17 protein-coding genes and 1 tRNA gene are annotated in these 16,499 nt (G+C 35.2%); 11 read left to right on the plus strand and 7 right to left on the minus strand.

Annotated features, from left to right (window positions below; all coding sequences use genetic code 11):
- The first annotated feature begins 1 nt into the window (after position 1).
- Positions 2–74 (plus strand) — tRNA-Met (locus tag V6R96_RS07920).
- Positions 75–297: 223 nt separating this feature from the next.
- On the opposite strand, the gene V6R96_RS07925 is transcribed toward V6R96_RS07920, so the two are convergent.
- The 3 genes from V6R96_RS07925 to V6R96_RS07935 form a co-directional block, all read right to left on the minus strand.
- Positions 298–1,077 (minus strand): GLPGLI family protein, encoded by a 780-nt coding sequence (locus tag V6R96_RS07925; protein ID WP_336378589.1) that lies wholly within the window; start codon positions 1,075–1,077, stop codon positions 298–300.
- A 79-nt stretch (positions 1,078–1,156) separates the two neighbouring features.
- Positions 1,157–1,414, minus strand: coding sequence for an Ada metal-binding domain-containing protein (locus V6R96_RS07930; protein ID WP_336378590.1), 258 nt, complete (start codon positions 1,412–1,414; stop codon positions 1,157–1,159).
- Positions 1,415–1,417: 3 nt separating this feature from the next.
- On the minus strand, positions 1,418–2,131 hold the full coding sequence (locus tag V6R96_RS07935; protein WP_336378591.1) for a 2OG-Fe(II) oxygenase: 714 nt from the start codon (positions 2,129–2,131) through the stop codon (positions 1,418–1,420).
- Between the two features lie 528 nt (positions 2,132–2,659).
- Between V6R96_RS07935 and V6R96_RS07940 the strand changes: the two genes are divergently transcribed.
- Positions 2,660–3,229 carry a hypothetical protein gene (locus V6R96_RS07940; protein ID WP_111958284.1) on the plus strand — a complete coding sequence of 190 codons (570 nt, stop codon included), beginning with the start codon at positions 2,660–2,662 and terminating at the stop codon, positions 3,227–3,229.
- A gap of 49 nt (positions 3,230–3,278) precedes the next feature.
- On the opposite strand, the gene V6R96_RS07945 is transcribed toward V6R96_RS07940, so the two are convergent.
- Positions 3,279–3,860, minus strand: coding sequence for a hypothetical protein (locus V6R96_RS07945; RefSeq protein ID WP_111958282.1), 582 nt, complete (start codon positions 3,858–3,860; stop codon positions 3,279–3,281).
- Positions 3,861–4,194: 334 nt separating this feature from the next.
- Here V6R96_RS07945 and V6R96_RS07950 point away from each other — a divergent pair, with 334 nt between their 5' ends.
- The 5 genes from V6R96_RS07950 (at position 4,195) to V6R96_RS07970 (ending at position 9,051) form a co-directional block, all read left to right on the plus strand.
- Positions 4,195–4,560 carry a BlaI/MecI/CopY family transcriptional regulator gene (locus tag V6R96_RS07950; protein WP_111958406.1) on the plus strand — a complete coding sequence of 122 codons (366 nt, stop codon included), beginning with the start codon at positions 4,195–4,197 and terminating at the stop codon, positions 4,558–4,560.
- A gap of 6 nt (positions 4,561–4,566) precedes the next feature.
- A complete protein-coding gene (locus tag V6R96_RS07955) occupies positions 4,567–6,519 on the plus strand; it encodes a M56 family metallopeptidase (protein ID WP_336378592.1) in 1,953 nt (650 codons plus the stop codon).
- Positions 6,520–6,579: 60 nt separating this feature from the next.
- Positions 6,580–7,488: a GLPGLI family protein gene (locus V6R96_RS07960; protein ID WP_336378593.1), complete on the plus strand. Its 909-nt coding sequence runs from the start codon at positions 6,580–6,582 to the stop codon at positions 7,486–7,488.
- A 109-nt stretch (positions 7,489–7,597) separates the two neighbouring features.
- Positions 7,598–8,173: a sugar O-acetyltransferase gene (locus tag V6R96_RS07965; protein ID WP_336378594.1), complete on the plus strand. Its 576-nt coding sequence runs from the start codon at positions 7,598–7,600 to the stop codon at positions 8,171–8,173.
- 8 nt (positions 8,174–8,181) lie between these two features.
- Entirely contained in the window at positions 8,182–9,051 is an 870-nt protein-coding gene (locus V6R96_RS07970; RefSeq protein ID WP_336378595.1) for a GLPGLI family protein, read from the plus strand.
- 57 nt (positions 9,052–9,108) lie between these two features.
- On the opposite strand, the gene fsa is transcribed toward V6R96_RS07970, so the two are convergent.
- The gene (gene fsa / locus V6R96_RS07975) at positions 9,109–9,762 is read right to left on the minus strand and encodes a fructose-6-phosphate aldolase (RefSeq protein ID WP_111958274.1); all 654 of its coding nucleotides are present in this window, start codon (positions 9,760–9,762) and stop codon (positions 9,109–9,111) included.
- Between the two features lie 201 nt (positions 9,763–9,963).
- Between fsa and V6R96_RS07980 the strand changes: the two genes are divergently transcribed.
- Positions 9,964–10,452, plus strand: coding sequence for a YdeI/OmpD-associated family protein (locus V6R96_RS07980; protein WP_111958272.1), 489 nt, complete (start codon positions 9,964–9,966; stop codon positions 10,450–10,452).
- A gap of 74 nt (positions 10,453–10,526) precedes the next feature.
- Here the strand turns inward: V6R96_RS07980 and V6R96_RS07985 are convergent, their stop codons facing one another.
- Positions 10,527–11,090, minus strand: coding sequence for a tetratricopeptide repeat protein (locus V6R96_RS07985; protein ID WP_336378596.1), 564 nt, complete (start codon positions 11,088–11,090; stop codon positions 10,527–10,529).
- A 195-nt stretch (positions 11,091–11,285) separates the two neighbouring features.
- Between V6R96_RS07985 and pepE the strand changes: the two genes are divergently transcribed.
- The 3 genes from pepE (at position 11,286) to V6R96_RS08000 (ending at position 14,609) form a co-directional block, all read left to right on the plus strand.
- Positions 11,286–11,978 (plus strand): dipeptidase PepE, encoded by a 693-nt coding sequence (pepE, locus tag V6R96_RS07990; RefSeq protein ID WP_336378597.1) that lies wholly within the window; start codon positions 11,286–11,288, stop codon positions 11,976–11,978.
- Between the two features lie 101 nt (positions 11,979–12,079).
- Entirely contained in the window at positions 12,080–13,450 is a 1,371-nt protein-coding gene (gene dacB, locus V6R96_RS07995; RefSeq protein ID WP_336378598.1) for a D-alanyl-D-alanine carboxypeptidase/D-alanyl-D-alanine-endopeptidase, read from the plus strand.
- Positions 13,451–13,457: 7 nt separating this feature from the next.
- Entirely contained in the window at positions 13,458–14,609 is a 1,152-nt protein-coding gene (locus V6R96_RS08000; RefSeq protein WP_111958264.1) for a HAMP domain-containing sensor histidine kinase, read from the plus strand.
- A 222-nt stretch (positions 14,610–14,831) separates the two neighbouring features.
- Here the strand turns inward: V6R96_RS08000 and V6R96_RS08005 are convergent, their stop codons facing one another.
- Complete coding sequence (locus V6R96_RS08005; RefSeq protein WP_336378599.1) at positions 14,832–16,304, minus strand: tetratricopeptide repeat protein; 1,473 nt, start codon at positions 16,302–16,304, stop codon at positions 14,832–14,834.
- Positions 16,305–16,499: the final 195 nt, after the last annotated feature.

Raw genomic sequence — 16,499 nt, forward strand, 5'->3', positions numbered from 1 at the left:
CCGCGGGATGGAGCAGTAGGTAGCTCGTCGGGCTCATAACCCGAAGGTCATCGGTTCGAGTCCGGTTCCCGCTACTAGGACAAAAGAAGCAATACCTTATTGCTTCTTTTTTGTTTTTATATTCTTCATTAAATAATCCGGACGTTATTGAAAGTAAAGGATTCGAAAAAGTATATTTTTTAATAGGAGACTTTATTTTAGACAGGCAAAAATGGTGGCATGGCCACAGATTAAGTTGCCGGATAAAGTATGTGTTTAGTAGAATTAATTTTGCCTGATTTCATTCTTTGAATTTACTTAATCCAGGAAAGTTGTGTGACTTTTTATACGATCGGTCATCTTTTTAGTGGTTTCATTTCCGTTTTCGTCAAATATTCTCATATTTCCATTGTAGATGGATGGGTTTTCCTGATAGGTTTTTCGTGCTTCCAAGAATTGATTTTTAGATTTTGTCTTGACATTGGTTATATAATGTAAGGGTTCTATTATTTCTTCAGATTTCTTAATATCCGTGGCGTAAATTTCAATGGTTCTATTTTTATTGTATACTTCCAGTACCAGACCGGATAAGCCTTTGAATCTGAAAGGTCCGTCAGGAATTGCTATTTCGTCCGTAAACCAGGCAAAAAAAGTATCGCCGGTATCAGTTGTGGCTTTTGCGAGCTGGCTTTTAAAACCTTTTATTTCTTTTTTATCATTCAGTATTTCCCATTTCAGCAGAGGTTCCTCGTAAGTGAAAATATATCTGCCAACAGGCATGGATACTATTAAATTTTTTCTGTTCTTGTAAACACTGCTTACCGACTTGGGATATTTGGGAATGGCTCCGTAATTTGTATTGATTGTACCTGTAGTTTTGGTTTCATTAGAATTTCTGTTGTAAAAGGCTTTAGCTTCCCGGCTGTAATAGGACGATTCCAGATTATTGCACAATAAAGTGGAGGAATAAATATTAATCTGGCTTTTATTGATGCTGTCCTGAATGATTTTAGTCTCATAATTCACTTCAATCACAGCTGTTTGGCCATACATTGAAATAAAACCTAAAACGAGAAATCCAAATGTTTTAATTTTCATGACTGTACATTCTAATAATACAATGGTATTAAAAAAATGTGACGTATCATTACAGGATTCCCGAATTTCTATATATTTTTTATGGATGCAGGCAATTTTCCTTTATTTTCCATTGTTTGTATTTTTCCTTCATGCAGTGTCCACACGGCCGGTAATTATTTTCTAATGCTTCTTTTTCAGATTTAAAAAAGACCCTGTTTTCCTGTTTCATCCTTTTACCAGAGGAGCAGTGGAGTAGCCCGTAAATTTTTAGTTTGCGGTTCCCTCCGAATTTAATTTCCCCGCTTCTGATCTGGCTCTTTAAGACATTGGGTGAGAGTTCAATATGCTGTTTCATTTGTTAACTGACGGCATCATGAAAAATAATTCCCAATGTACAGCGGTTACCTTCTTTTATCTCACTTACACCATGCTTCATATTTACTCTGTAATATCCTTTAGTTCCTTTTTCAGGTTTAAAATGGGTGGTGAAAATCAGCATGTCGCCTTTCTTTGGATTAATAACTATGGCTTTGGACTGTGCTCTGGGAATCTGCTGGGTAAGTACAAACTCTCCGCCTGTGAAATCTTTTTCAGGTTCACTCAACATCAAAACGAGCTGAATTGGAAAGTATATATCTCCATAGAGGTCCTGATGTAGAGTGTTAAAACCTCCTTTCCCGTATTTTAAGATTAATGGAGTCGCTTTCCGCTGGCCGTTATCATAACATTGTTGCAGTAAGGTTGTGTGTTCCAATGGAAAATCAATATCTATCTTCAATGCCTTAAACCATGCATTAGCAACAGGAACAAGATGCGGATATATATTTGTTCTTATGGCTTGAATAAGATCAGGCAGCGGATAATTGAAGTATTTATATTCGCCCAGCCCAAACCGGTGACGGGCCATTACAACTGTTTTACGATATAAAGTCGGGTTATCGTAATCTGATTTTAAAGCTTCGCATTCATTGTCTGATAGCAAACCGGATATTATGGCATATCCATTTTGATGCATATTTTCAATGATCGTTTGCCAGTCTGTATTTTCAATTTTCTGGATGATGTTATTCATTATTTTACATTTATAATGCAAATTTCTGAAGCTGATTGCTTTTATAAAATCCGAAACATGTTGTTTTTATGGGCAGGATAAATCAAATGAATTGTTTAAATAAAATTTGACTTTTCCTTTTATTGTCTCGAAAGTAGTATTACTTCTACAAAATGTTTTATTTAATTCTACAATATATTTTTTACCGGAACAGATCTGAAGCTTACTTTTGTATCGCTCAATAGCCAGAAAACTGGTTAAAGAGTCTATTTATGTTTTTAATGATCTCCGCCTTCATTTTCTACTTTTTTTGAATGTTTTTATGATTAATACATAACAGCCTTCCGGCGGAGATCTTTTTTAATAACGGGCCTTAATTTTTCATTAGGATATAATAATGATTAATGTATATCATATTCTAACTAAAAAGAGAACTGCATCTGTAGTTCTCTTTTATCATTTTTAAATAGGTATACTGTTTTTAGATTAACTTGGTACAGTGAAACCTAAAGTTTATTTTTATATTATTTCATTATAAATTCCGGGCCTATGGAAACCATTATTATTACAGAAAAGAAAAAATCAATAGTAACTGATTCCATAATACTCATCATATTCTGCGCAGTCCCCCTATTTTTTCTTATCAAATGGCTGATTTTAGCAGAAGAAGGGAGAATATTTATCATTTTTTTAATCATAGTAACCCTGTTTCTGCCTGTAGTGGTTATTTCCGGCTATATTTGGGATGTAAAGCAGAAAATAATGATATCCAAAGATGGGATAAGGCTTTGCTACGGGCGAAATTTTGTTGATATTATGCATTTTGAAGGAAGTTTTTCCATACCTCCTGATAATGAAATTCTCTGGACAGAAATAACAGGATTTCAGATTGATGCCTACGAACGTAGGGAACCGACTGAAGGTGGCGGTTATACTACTTTAACGAAGTACAGCCTTATGGTTAAGATGAAGAATAAGGAAAGAGGGCCATTTGATTTTGAAAGGTCCAGAAGAAATTATTACTCTATCGGGCTGGGGAAATTTGAAGAACATCCCAATACAATACTTAAAATTTGTGAAGATTATCAACGAAAGATCGAAAATAATGAATTGCATTAAAATAAAAATCCTGCTTCAAAAAGCAGGATTTACTATTGTTAGTTAATATTTACTGAGCCAATTGACTGTAAGGAGTAAGCTTGTTATCATCAGACATGGTCTGTTCCAAAAACTCTTTTTTCTGGCCACCTTTCATTCTTCCTGCGGCATCACTGGCACCGAAATAGGCTTCACTTAGTTTTGTACTGATTTCTGCCGGCTTGAAATCGAATTTTGTATCGCCTTCCACACCAAGGTATCCGTTCTTTCTTGTAAGGTTTGAGATATAATTGTTGTAGTTGATGAATGTATTTCTTAAGTATTGTGTATGGTATTCCATACATTTTTTAGCTTTTTTGGATGAATTGTTAAGAATACAGTTCTTCATATTATTTCTGTACAGGAACCATTCGGATTCCAAAATACCATATTCTTTTCCTAAAGCAGTCTTTCCGTTGGTAACGATATTGTTATTCCCTTCCTTATCAGCAATAGCCTGCAGGTGCTTGATTACCAATGGAACGGTGTTTTCGATCTTCGTTTTGGTTTCCTTTAAGATACTGAGATCTGCAGCCGGAGAATTTTTCTTTTGAGCTGTAGTAACATTAAAAATAAGCAGTAATAGTACAATCAATAAGTTATATCTTTTCATGAGAAATTTTTAAAGCACTAAAATAAATATATTTTCTCACTTTAAACAAATACATTTTAATTTTATTTAATAAAAATTAACAAGTTTTAAGAATTTGGGGCTTAATATTAAGTTTTTATGCATATTAAACAGGCAATAAATAAGGTATATTAAAAATTTAACATATTTTAATATAAATTACCGTGCTGATTATCAGTCGATTACATTGTTTTGTTTTTTATCACTAGAAAATTAGTTGTTAGATTCAATTTTATTTCTACATTTGTATAACTAATTTCTTAGTGATATAGAATTTATAAAAAGATCTATCACTTAATTGATAAATGAAAAGGATATGAAAATTCAGAATTTGACAAAAGCAGAAGAACAGGTGATGCAGTATTTATGGAAACTCGAGAAAGGATTCCTGAAAGATATTCTGGATCTTTTTCCGGAACCGAAGCCCCATACCAATACTGTTTCTACCATTTTAAAAGTACTGAAGGACAAAGAATTTGTAGATTATCATGTATATGGCAGGCAGCATGAATATTTCCCGTTAATTACCAAAGAACAGTATTCCGGGAAAACTATGAAAAGTCTTGTGAAAAATTATTTCAAAGGCTCTTATAAAAGCGCCGTTTCCTTCCTTGTAGAAAAGAATGAGATGAGCGTGGAAGACCTGGAAATGCTCCTGAACGAACTCAAAAAGAAAAACTAACTGATCATGGAAACTGTGTTTTTATACTTGGGAAAAGTAATTGTATGCTCCGGTGTAATGTTTTTATATTACCAGTTGTCTTTAAAAGACAAGACATTTCATCATTATAACAGATTTTATCTCCTGTTTGCAATGGTCGTATCCCTGTTGCTGCCCCTGATCAGGGTAGATGACTTTACAATAGAAGTGAATAGTGATATGTATATGCTTCTTGACAAAATACAGAATTTTAATACTGATAAAAACATAGACAATGGCCACATTTATTTTAGAATTATTTTTTCAGCTTTGGGACTGGTTTCTCTCTATTTTTTAGGGAAGTTAATTTTCGGGGTCCTCAAGATCCAGAAGCTTAAAAATCAGTTTCAAAAAGAAAGTTTTGACGGGATCAATTTTTACCGTACAAACCTGACAGAAGCTCCGTTTTCATATTTTAAAAATCTTTTCTGGAAAAATACCATCACCTTGGATTCCGATATAGGAGAACAGATTTTAAAACATGAAATGGTTCATATTGAGCAGAAACATTCCTTCGATAAAATCTTTATTGAGATTATTACCTCTGTTTTCTGGTTCAATCCGTTTTTTCATATCATTAAAAAAGAGATCAGTCTGATCCACGAATACCTGGCCGATAAAAAGGCCGTAAAACAATCGGATACCAAAGCATTTGCGCAGATGCTTTTAGCAAGCCACTTTTCCGGAACACAGTTGCCTGCTGCCAGTCCGTTTCTAAGTTCAAATCTAAAAAAACGACTCAAAATGTTACAAAAACCAAAAACCAAATTCGGATATGCGCGTAGAATTTTTGCATTACCGGTTTTATTTTCAGTAGCTTTTGCCTATATGGTAAATGCCAAGAACAAAGAGATTAAAGAAACGAATATAGCGATTAAGGAAGCAGTTTCTCAGATTAAAAGAGATACCATTACCCCACAGCAAACTGAAAAAAGAGAAATTATAAGTCCGAAATTCTTCAAAGAATCTTCAAGTAAGAAAGAAATAGCAGAACTCGGAAAGAAAATAGAAGAAAAAAGTAAAGCTTTAAAAAATCTGAAGCCGGAAAGTAAAGAATTTCAGCAGAAGGTGGATGAGATTGGTGAACTTTCAGGAGAAATAGGTAGAATTACCAATTCTGATGATTTTAAAATGGCTTTTACCATTCCTGGTACAGAATCAAAAAGAATAAATGATTTCTTCAAATCTGATGAATGGAAAAACAGGACTAAAGCTCTTGAAGATCTTGGTGTGGAAATGCCTGATCTTTCTGATCTGGATATCGACTTTCCGGATGTTCCGGTACCCCCTTCAGCTCCGAATGCTCCGAGAGTAAGAGTCATGAAGTTTCAGAATTGGGACTCAGGGGATACAAAGGTATCAAGGAAAGCCATCAGAGAAAGAAAAGCGGCCAGCAAAAGAGCAGAAAAAGCGAGAATTGAAGCCATGAAGTTAAGTGAAAAGGCCAGAGAAATGGGAGAGAAAGCCAGAATTGAGGGGATGAAAGCCGGAGAGATGGGAAGAATACAGGGTGAAGCAGTCAGAATAGCTGGAGAGCAGATCAGAATAGCCGGTGAAAGAGCAAGGCTTGAAGGAGAAAAAGCAAGAAAAGCAGGTGAAAAAGTCCGATTGGAGGCATTAAAAAGAATTTCGGAAGGAGCCAAAGGAAATGTCTATTTTTATAAAAGTACGAATACTGATAAGCCAGGTTCAGTAAACAGAACTATGGAGCTGGAAGCAGATTACATTAAGAAAGATGCCAACGGAATGATTGCCATGAATGGCGTGAAAAAGTTCAGGGTGAATGGCTTGGATGATACTAAGATTTTCCTGGATGGGAGAGAGATCACCAAAAGTGAAATGGATGCAATAAAACCTGAAAATATCGCAAGTATTACCATTAATAAAGAAAACGGAGCGAATATTAGACGTGGCGAAATAAGAATTCAGACAAAGAAATAAGTACCATTAGCTTTGTCAATGCTATATTGGCAGAGCTTTTTTATTATTAAATTCAAATGTATGATGAAAACTAAAATTTTATTTTTTTTACTTCTGGGCATACTATCCCAGGCCCAGACCAACAGGTTTTTTTATGAATACAAATTTATTCCCGATTCCAATAATAAAGAAGATGTGAAAAAGGAAATGATGCTTCTGGATATCAGTAAAACCGGATCGTCCTATTACAGCCACGACAAATTTGTTTCAGATTCTACTTCTGCGGCAGAGGTCCAGAAACAGATAAGCTCAGGCAGCGGTAATATTAGCATCAACAGAAGAGAAAAGCCCGGTCAGGTATCTTATAAAGTAACAAAAAGCTACCCCGATTTCAAAACTTATCTTTTCACAACGGTCAGTACGGACAAATATAAGATATTGGAAGATAAAAAGCCAGAATGGAAAATTCTTCCGGATAAACAAAAAATTGGGGAATACAATACTCAGAAAGCTGTTACAAGCTATGGCGGAAGAGAATGGACCGCATGGTTTTCATCAGATATTCCTTTTCAGGACGGGCCTTATAAATTCTACGGTCTTCCGGGTCTTATCGTAAAGATGGAAGATGCAACAGGTTCACACATCATGACACTGGCAGGAAATAAAACAATACAGGATCCTGCAGAGGAAAAGGAAACCCAACTGCCTGGTAATGTCAGAATATTGGGAATGGGTGGAAAAGAACTGGAAATCACAAAAGAACAGTACAAAAAAGTATGGAAAGCCTATGTAAATGATCCCACCAAGAATATGAGAGAAATGTTGATGAGAAGTGGGGGTGACTCAAATGCAAAAGTGGCATTTAAAATGAAAACCCCGGATGGAAAAGAGTTGTCAGACCCAAACCAGGTTTTCAAGGAAATGGAAAAAAGAACTAAAGAAACACTTCAGAAAAATAACAACCCGATCGAACCTGATCTGGTGAAGTAATCTACATAATTTTTTAATAGAGAACAGGATAGTTATTAATGACTATTCTGTTTTTTTGTTATTGTCCGTATCTTTAAACCTTAAACCTTAAACCTTGAATCTAAATACTATGACAGAAAAGGAAAAATGCGAGGCCGGACTTCTATATAATGCCAATTATGACGAACAGCTGATCAGTGAACGTATGACATGCAAAGACCTGTGCCTGGAGTATAACCAGCTGAAAAATTCCAACACCCGGAACAGAAACGAACAGATCAAAAGAATTCTAGGAAGTACAAAAGAACATATTTGTATTGAACCCAATTTCTGGTGCGATTACGGCTATAATATTGAAGTGGGAGAGAATTTTTACGCCAACCATAATCTGACTATTCTGGACTGTGCAAAGGTGAAGTTCGGGAACAATGTTTTTATCGGCCCGAATTGCAGCTTCTACACCGCAGGACACCCGCTGGATGCAAAACAGCGAAATGAAGGCCTGGAATATGCCCATCCGATTACCGTAGGAGATAATGTGTGGCTGGGAGGAAACGTCGTGGTTCTGCCCGGAGTTTCTATCGGAAATAATGCAGTAATAGGTGCGGGAAGTGTTGTGACCAAAAATATTCCTGATTATGCGGTTGCTGTGGGAAATCCATGTAAGGTTATTAAAAATGTTGAAGAAAATTTAAAATCATATTAATCATTATCATGAAAAAAGTAATCACCTTATTCATTCTCCTATTAACCCTTTCAGTCGGTGCTCAGAATCAAAGATTCATTTATGAGTATAAGTTTAGCATTGATTCTACAGCAAAAGATGTCCAGGAGACTGAAATAATGTTTCTGGATGTTATTCCGAAAGGATCTAAGTTTTACAGTAAAGATGTATCTGAATCAGATTCTATCTGGGCAGCTGCTATGGATATACATGTTAAGCGTGGAATAGAAATGGATTTTTCAAAAATTAAGTTCAAAGGTAAAATTCGTTATAGTGTTGAAAAGTCATATCCTGATTATTCGGTAAATTTTTTCAATTCTCTGGGTATTGATATGTATATGGTAGAGGAGGGAAGAAAGCAAGAATGGAAAATTCTTCCTGACAAAGCAAAGATCGGAGAACTGGCTGTTCAGAAAGCTGTTTGCGAATTTGTTGGCAGAAAATGGATTGCATGGTTTACCACAGAGGTACTCATTCAGGACGGACCCTATAAATTCTATGGGCTTCCCGGATTAATTGTAAAGTTAGAGGATTCCAGTCAGACGCATTCATTCGAACTAAAAGGAATTAAAAAGCTTCCGGAAGGAGATGAATGGAAGAGTTCCAGAGAGAATAAGCATGGTCTTGACCCCCTTATTAAATTGAATGAAACAAAATATAAACAAGCTTTTAAAGACTACTGTAAAGATCCAATGAAAAGTGAAAAGCTGATGCAGGCACAAAGCCGTGATGTTTTGGAAATTGATGATTCGGGAAAATTGGTAAAAACTTCTAATGCGAAGAGAAATGATAGAGAAACGCAATTGATTAATCAAATTAAAAAGGAAAATAATATTCTGGAACTTGATCTGTTGAAATAAAAGAAAATCCCGGAACGAAAGTTTCGGGATTTTATATCTGAAAATTGTTGCCAATTATTAAGCTAATTTTTGAGAATCTGCTACAAACTGAGCCAATCCGCTGTCTGTTAAAGGATGCTTCAACAAGCTCAAGATTGGAGGAAGTGGAGACGTGATCACATCTGCTCCGATTTTAGCACAGTCGATGATATGCATAGAGTGACGGATAGATGCTGCCAGAATTTCAGTGTCATACATATAGTTATCAAAAATTAATCTGATTTCCTGGATAAGGTTTAATCCGTCCGTTGAGATATCATCTAATCTTCCAAGGAAAGGAGAAACATAAGTAGCCCCTGCTTTAGCGGCTAAAAGAGCCTGTCCCGCAGAGAAAATAAGCGTACAGTTTGTCTTGATTCCTTTATCGGAAAAATATTTTAAAGCTTTGATTCCGTCTTTGATCATTGGGATCTTTACCACAATATTCGGGTGGATAGCGGCCAACTCATCACCTTCCTTGATCATTTCTTCATACGTAGTAGATAATACTTCAGCAGAAATATCTCCGTCTACAAGTTCACAGATCGTTTTGTAATGATTTTTGATCGCTTCATTCCCCTGGATTCCTTCTTTGGCCATTAATGAAGGATTGGTCGTTACCCCATCTAAAATTCCAAGGTCTCTTGCTTCTTTGATCTGCTCTAAATTGGCTGTGTCAATAAAAAATTTCATTTCGTTCGTTTAGATTTATTCATGCAAAGATAATGATTCCCTTTGTGAGTGGAAAATTTTAATTTTGGTAGAAGTTAGAAGTTAGGGTAGAAGAGCTGAAGAATGTTTGTAACTTATAATTTATAAACTCTAACTGAATCTCAGGACCTCGTATCACATATCCCACAACTCATTTCATATAAAATATTATCTTTGTTAAACATGAAAAACAGCAGTTTTACAGCCGTACTCGAAATTATCGGTATCAATCCTTTTGTTTTTGTTCCTGAAGAGGTCTTAACTGAAATTTTCAGGGCAGCAGGAAAGGATAAAAGCCCTATTCCTGTGAAAGGAACGATAAACGGAAAAGAATTTAGACAGAACCTGATGAGATATCTAGGGGAATGGAGGCTATATGTGAATCTTTTAATGCTTAAAAATTCTCCCAAAAGAATAGGTGAAATGATTGAAGTTTCTATTGAATTTGATGATTCAGACCGAACCGTTTCTATTCATCCTAAACTGGATGCAGCCATTAAAGGAAGTGCTGTAGCAACCCGTAATTTTGAAAGCCTGATCCCATCAAGAAGAAACGAACTGATCCGGTATATCAATAATCTGAAAACTGATGCTAGTATCGAAAGGAATATTGAAAAGATCATCAGGCATCTCCATGGGGAAACGGATTTCTTCGGTAAAAAAATTGATTGAAAATAAACCTTTTGAGATCATAAGACCAATAGGAAAAATAAAATCCGGAAAATTTTCCGGATTTTATTTTTTTATTATGAATTTAAAACTTTGCTAAGCTTTACAGCGTCCTGATTGGTAGGATCATATTCTATAGACTTAGCAATATGTTCTTTTGCTTTGTTAGGGTCACTTTTCTGTTCTGTAAAAGCAAGATAAAAATAAGCATAAGCCAGGTTTTTCTTATTTTGCTCTATTTCAGCAGGTTTTACAGTGGCAATATACTTTTCATAAGCAATTTTGGCATTGGCATCATCTTTAGCAGACTGATAGGCATAAGCCTGGCTGTAATAAGACGGGGCCCAGTCCGGTAACAAAACAGATATTTTTTTCCATGTTTCAACTGCATTGGTCCAGTCTGAAGCCTCCTGATAAGCTGTAGCTAATTTTGAGAGAGCTTCTGTATCCTTTGGATTGGTTTCAATTTGTTTCTTAAGACCATCGATAGTGGAATTGCTTCCTGCCTGAGCTGTAGCAGCTGTATTCGATGTGTTATTTGCACTATCCACTTTAGTAGTTTGCGCATTGACAAGACTTGCACTTCCTGCAATTATTAAACCTAAAAACAAATTTTTAATATTAATTTTAGCCATTTTCATAATCTTACATTTTTAAAATTCTATTCTTTAAAATTCAATAATAATTCCACAAAAACTTAAATTTTAGAGCCTTTAAGTTTTTTTAGAGAATATTAACGGATAAAATGTTTTTTTTAGCTTAATTTTTGATTCGTCAGGGATTGAGTTATCTTTGTAACTCAACAATTTTTTTAATAATCAATATAATTTCCCTGTATGAATATCATATTAGCATCCACTTCCACACTTTTTGGAGGAGAATATTTAGAATACTTAAGAGAAGAATTAATTAAATTATATAAAGGAGTTGATGAAATCATTTTTGTTCCTTTTGCCAGACCCGGCGGAATTTCCCATGATGATTATACAGCAAAGGCACGTTCTTTCTTTGAAACCATCAACATTAAAGTAAAAGGTCTTCACGAATTTGAAAATAAAGCAGAAGCGTTGAATAATGCACAGGGATATTTTACAGGCGGAGGAAATACCTTCTTACTGGTAAAAACACTGCATGAAGAAGGCCTGATGTCTGTTCTGAAGAAAAATGTTGAATCAGGAAAAGCCTATCTGGGCTGCAGTGCCGGGAGCAATATCGGAGGTCAGAATATGAAAACCACGAATGACATGCCTATTGTTTATCCGCCAAGTTTCGACTGTATGGGTCTTGTTCCGTTCAACCTCAATCCGCATTATCTGGACCCAAATCCCGATTTAAAGCATAACGGGGAAACAAGAGAAACCAGGATCAGAGAATTCCTTACCCAAAATGATACAAAAGTAATCGGACTTCGTGAAGGAAACTGGATCAGAAGAACCGGAGATAAGATTACAGTAGAGGGCAGTGAAATGACAAGGATCTTTGAAAAAGGCAAAGAACCTTATGAAATAGAGGCGGGCAGTATCCTTTAAGCCATGAAAACTAGCTGTTATTTTTATTATATTTGATCAGGAATTGAATAGTAGGTGCTTTGTGCAGTCTACTATAAGTTTAGATTTATAAAAGCCTTGCAATGAAGAAAACACTTGCAGTTCTTATACTGTCGGTTCAGGTACTGTCTGCCCAGAATATTGCGCAGAAGCTGGATAAAGCCACCAAAGATCTTATGGATTCTTCGGGAGCAGTGTCATCCGGTTTATCATTTTATGTTACCGATGAAAACGGGACATTCATTTACGAATATCAGGGTAGTAAAGGCCTGTCAACAGCTTCTACGCAGAAAATTTTCACTGCCGGTGCAGCTCTTGAAACATTGGGAAAAAATTATACCTATAAAACAACAGCCGGTTATTCCGGAAATGTATCTGCAGGAATTCTGAACGGGGATTTTGTGATCAGTTCCAATGGCGACCCTACTTTGGGGAGCTGGCGGTATGATGCCTACAAACCTGAAAACTTTAAAAAGAAGCTCATTGATGCCTTTAAAAGCTCAGGAATTGCAAAGATCTCCGGTAATCTGGTGATTGATGATTCTTATTTTGACCATCAGACGATTCCAGGCGGATGGCCCTGGGATGACCTCGGCAACTATTACGGAGCCGGAGTTTGGGGAATAAACTGGAGAGAAAACCAGTTTGATATCAATATTAACGGGACAGAGTTTAAAGGCTTTTCCTATCCACTTGAACATGTAAAATGGCTCAATGATCTGAAGGCAGGAGGCAGCTCTGATCAGAGTCTTATCTTTACTGCACCACATTCTGATGTAGCCTTAATCAATGGTACGCTGCCAGCAGGGAAAACAGTCACGGTTTCGGGTGCTGTTCCCAATCCGCCGATGCAGCTTGGAACAGAAGTACAGCAATGGCTTAAAGAGTCAGGCATTGAACTCTCGGGAAAAATAACCACCAGTTCAGAGCTCGAACTGGAAGGGAAAGCAATACCGGGAGCTCCGAAGAATATAATTCTTACCTATGCATCTCCAACTTTGGATAAAATAGTCTATTGGTTTCTCCGAAAAAGTATCAATCTTTACGGGGAAGCTTTAATTAAAACTTTAGGAAAAGAAAAGAACGGCAATTCCAGTTTTAAGAACGGGGTTGCTTATTTAAAAGAATTCTGGAAATCTAAAGGAATCAATCCGAATATGATCAATTTTGCCGATGGAAGCGGACTTTCCCCGCAAAATTATGTTGCCGCCAAAGCTGAAGTTCAGGCCTTGCTATATGCAAAGAAACAGAGCTGGTTTGATGCTTATTATGATGGCTTTCCTGTTCAGGATAATGGAATGAAGATGAAAAGCGGAACAATGAGGGATACCAAATCTTTTGCAGGATATCATACAGCCAAAGACGGAAAAAAATATGTATTTTCAATCATTATTAATAACTATCAGGGAAGTGGAAATACAGAACTGCAAAAAATTCTGAATGTCTTAAAATAAAAACAGCTTGAGGAAATCCATACTTACCAGACTGAATAACTGGATTATATTTTTACTGATGACTTTAGTAGTTGTCACTATCGTGGTGGCCTCAACAGTTCTTATTAATTTTCTCAGGAAAGAGGAAATCAAGCGTGTAGATATCCTGGTAAGTGCGCTGAAATTCCAGCAGGAAGTAACTCCCAGCCTGGAAGTTCAGGAGCTGATTCTCAAAATATACAGTTCTAATAACACGATTCCAATGATTGTGCTGGATAGGGATGACCGGCCTATGGTTCATAAAAATATTCCGCAGGAAATAGAGAATGACCCGGTTCAGATAACTCTTCTGGCCAAAAAAATGGCAAAAAGCTATCCGCCTATTGAAATAAAAATACCTGACGGAAATAATCAGTTTGTTTATTATGATAACTCACGGTTGCTTAATGATTTAAGATATTCTCCTTTTATACTGGGCTTTTTTATTTTATGCTATTTTCTGTTTTCATTCTGGTTCCTACGAACGATTAAGAAAACAGATGAAGGGTATCTCTGGGCCGGACTGGCCAAAGAAACTGCCCATCAGATCGGAACCCCTTTATCATCTATGATTGGTTGGATGGAAATTATGAAGCTGGATAATCCGGAGTCTGAAGGGGTATACGAAATTGAGAAAGATATTGAAAGGCTGAGGACTATTTCCGAGCGTTTTTCTAAAATAGGATCCGTTCCTGAGCTGAATGATATGAATTTCAATGAGACGATTGTGGAGAATTATAATTACCTAAAAACAAGGATCTCTAAGAAAATAAATTTTAGCCTGCATCTTCCGACCTATACTATTCTTATTCCCCACAATAAGATCCTGATGAGCTGGGTCATCGAAAATCTGGTGAAAAATGCAGTAGATGCTATGAAAGGAGAAGGCACATTGGAGATGTACGTTTTTGAAAGAAATAAAAATATCCTGATCGAGGTTAAAGATTCCGGAAGCGGAATGACAAAACAACAGGCAAGAAATGCTTTTAAACCGGGTTATTCCACTAAAAAAAGAGGTTGGGGGCTGGGACTTTCACTGGCGAGAAGAGTTATTCACGAATATCATAAAGGTGATATTAAAATTTCCCAAACTGAAGTAGGAAAGGGAACTACATTCAGAATAACAATCAGGAAAGCGTAAATCATAAACTTTATTGCTAAAAATGGCAGTTTTAGCAACAGTCTTTATTTTCGAACTTTCAACCTTTTTCTTTTTCCAAAACAGAATAGAACGAATGTTCAATGGTTTTATAGTATTAAAATGAAGACATGGATTCGCTAAAAAATTTATTACAACAAGATAGTTGAATACTTAGTAATTACAAAACAATAAATGTATTGTTCAGGCATTCCAACATTAAGGTTAATCATTTAAGGCTTTCATCCATATATTAAAGTTTTCTTCTGATGAAATGTTATATTTTTTTCGGATTCTGTATTTTCTTAATTGTACTGCTGCAACAGAAACAAAAGTAAAATGAGAGATTTCTTTCGTGGAAAAATTAAGAAATGCAAGTGCACAGAAGTAGAGTTCCGAATTGCGGATTTTTGGATTTATTTTTTTTAAGTTTTTCACAAAATTGGGATAGAGTTCTTCAAATAATATTAAAAATTCAGGGCTGTTATTTTTAGCTAGAGAAAATAATTCATTGAATTGATTTTCGTTGGCCTTTTTGCTAATACTTATTTTTTCCGATTCTAATCTTTGCTTTTCCTTAATTAAAATATCTTTTTGAAGGACAAGCTTTAACTTCTTTTTCTTCATCTTTTTGTTTCTGGAATAAAAGTAGATCAGAAAAATAAGAAGAATGAGAAAAGTTCCACTAGCAATGAAAGCAACTTTTATAGCCCTTTCTTTTGCAATTCTATCTTCTCCTTTTTTTTCATCCAATATTAAATCAACTGCTTTTAAAAGCCCCTTATTGTTTACCTTATTATATTGAGCGTAATCTTTTTGATATTCAGTATAATATTTTTCCCTGTTTTTCTCATCGCCTAAGGCTTCGTAAATACGGTAGATATTTTCTTTTATTGACATTGCACATTCAATATCAACTACTTTAAACTTATTCATATCTTCCAAGGATTTTCTATAGCTATCCAAAGCCTTTAAATATTTTCCTGATAGATAGTAATAGTCTCCTAAAGCCCATAGAAGATTGTATTGACTAGATTGATTTTTTTTGCTTTTATGTTCATCAAAAGCTTTCTGTAGATAAATGAATGAAGAATCCCATTGTTGGGTTTTCATTAATATATCAGCTTTCTGGATATAAGTATCTATAGGTTTGGGATCAGAGATTTCGTTATTTAACTTAATTGTTTTATCTATAAATTGATTGGCTTTTTCGTAATCTTCTTTACGTTCATAATAGTTTGCTAAATACGCAAATGTCCTAGCTTTTATTTCTTTTGATTTGTTTGAGTTTTCAGTTAAAAGGATTGATAAATTTTTATTAGCTGTTTCCAATTCAAGTTCTTCCAATCCTAATGCAGCAAAGTTTATTATTTTGATTTCATTTAGTCTAGCTTGTTGCACTTTACTTTTCTTAGGCAATATTTTATCGGCTTTTGAAGCATACTGCAAGCTTTTATCATTTAAGTTTAAAGTGTAAAGATTATCAGCTATTTCAAGGTAGCATTTATAAATAAGCTCATTGTTGTTTATTTTTTCAGCAATACTGACAGCTTGTCTAGTATAAGAAAGAACTTTGAGCATATCTTTAAACTTATACTCTGAAGACAATTGAAGTAAAGAATCTATTTTTTTTACTTCTTTACTCTGAGAATACCCCATAAACGAGAAAAGGAAAAAAAACATAAAAATAGACTTCATAAATTGAAAATATTTGATTAGGCTAACATTTGTGAAACACAAAGGTATAATTTTTTTGGTAATATTCATGTAACATTTGTGTAATGGAATGGTTTTAATGTGTTGTATATAAGCGTGTTATAAAATGTAATAACTTTGTAACATGTCTATTTTTTGTAATCTAATATCATGAAGGGATATTTGCCCTACAATTTT

This window comes from Chryseobacterium sp. CCNWLW53 (assembly GCF_037083525.1).
In the GTDB taxonomy this organism is placed as follows: Bacteria; Bacteroidota; Bacteroidia; order Flavobacteriales; family Weeksellaceae; genus Chryseobacterium; species Chryseobacterium lathyri.

What these genes read in the sequence shown, in the direction of transcription:
- dacB (WP_336378598.1), top strand. Translation starts at nt 12,080, where the DNA reads ATGAAGAAAACACTTGCAGTTCTTATACTGTCGGTTCAGGTACTGTCT.
- V6R96_RS07965 (WP_336378594.1), top strand. Translation starts at nt 7,598, where the DNA reads ATGACAGAAAAGGAAAAATGCGAGGCCGGACTTCTATATAATGCCAAT.
- V6R96_RS07980 (WP_111958272.1), top strand. Translation starts at nt 9,964, where the DNA reads ATGAAAAACAGCAGTTTTACAGCCGTACTCGAAATTATCGGTATCAAT.
- V6R96_RS07930 (WP_336378590.1), bottom strand. Translation starts at nt 1,414, where the DNA reads ATGAAACAGCATATTGAACTCTCACCCAATGTCTTAAAGAGCCAGATC.
- V6R96_RS07985 (WP_336378596.1), bottom strand. Translation starts at nt 11,090, where the DNA reads ATGAAAATGGCTAAAATTAATATTAAAAATTTGTTTTTAGGTTTAATA.
- V6R96_RS07970 (WP_336378595.1), top strand. Translation starts at nt 8,182, where the DNA reads ATGAAAAAAGTAATCACCTTATTCATTCTCCTATTAACCCTTTCAGTC.
- V6R96_RS07945 (WP_111958282.1), bottom strand. Translation starts at nt 3,860, where the DNA reads ATGAAAAGATATAACTTATTGATTGTACTATTACTGCTTATTTTTAAT.
- V6R96_RS07925 (WP_336378589.1), bottom strand. Translation starts at nt 1,077, where the DNA reads ATGAAAATTAAAACATTTGGATTTCTCGTTTTAGGTTTTATTTCAATG.
- V6R96_RS07940 (WP_111958284.1), top strand. Translation starts at nt 2,660, where the DNA reads ATGGAAACCATTATTATTACAGAAAAGAAAAAATCAATAGTAACTGAT.
- V6R96_RS07960 (WP_336378593.1), top strand. Translation starts at nt 6,580, where the DNA reads ATGATGAAAACTAAAATTTTATTTTTTTTACTTCTGGGCATACTATCC.
- pepE (WP_336378597.1), top strand. Translation starts at nt 11,286, where the DNA reads ATGAATATCATATTAGCATCCACTTCCACACTTTTTGGAGGAGAATAT.
- V6R96_RS07955 (WP_336378592.1), top strand. Translation starts at nt 4,567, where the DNA reads ATGGAAACTGTGTTTTTATACTTGGGAAAAGTAATTGTATGCTCCGGT.
- V6R96_RS08005 (WP_336378599.1), bottom strand. Translation starts at nt 16,304, where the DNA reads ATGAAGTCTATTTTTATGTTTTTTTTCCTTTTCTCGTTTATGGGGTAT.
- fsa (WP_111958274.1), bottom strand. Translation starts at nt 9,762, where the DNA reads ATGAAATTTTTTATTGACACAGCCAATTTAGAGCAGATCAAAGAAGCA.
- V6R96_RS07950 (WP_111958406.1), top strand. Translation starts at nt 4,195, where the DNA reads ATGAAAATTCAGAATTTGACAAAAGCAGAAGAACAGGTGATGCAGTAT.
- V6R96_RS07935 (WP_336378591.1), bottom strand. Translation starts at nt 2,131, where the DNA reads ATGAATAACATCATCCAGAAAATTGAAAATACAGACTGGCAAACGATC.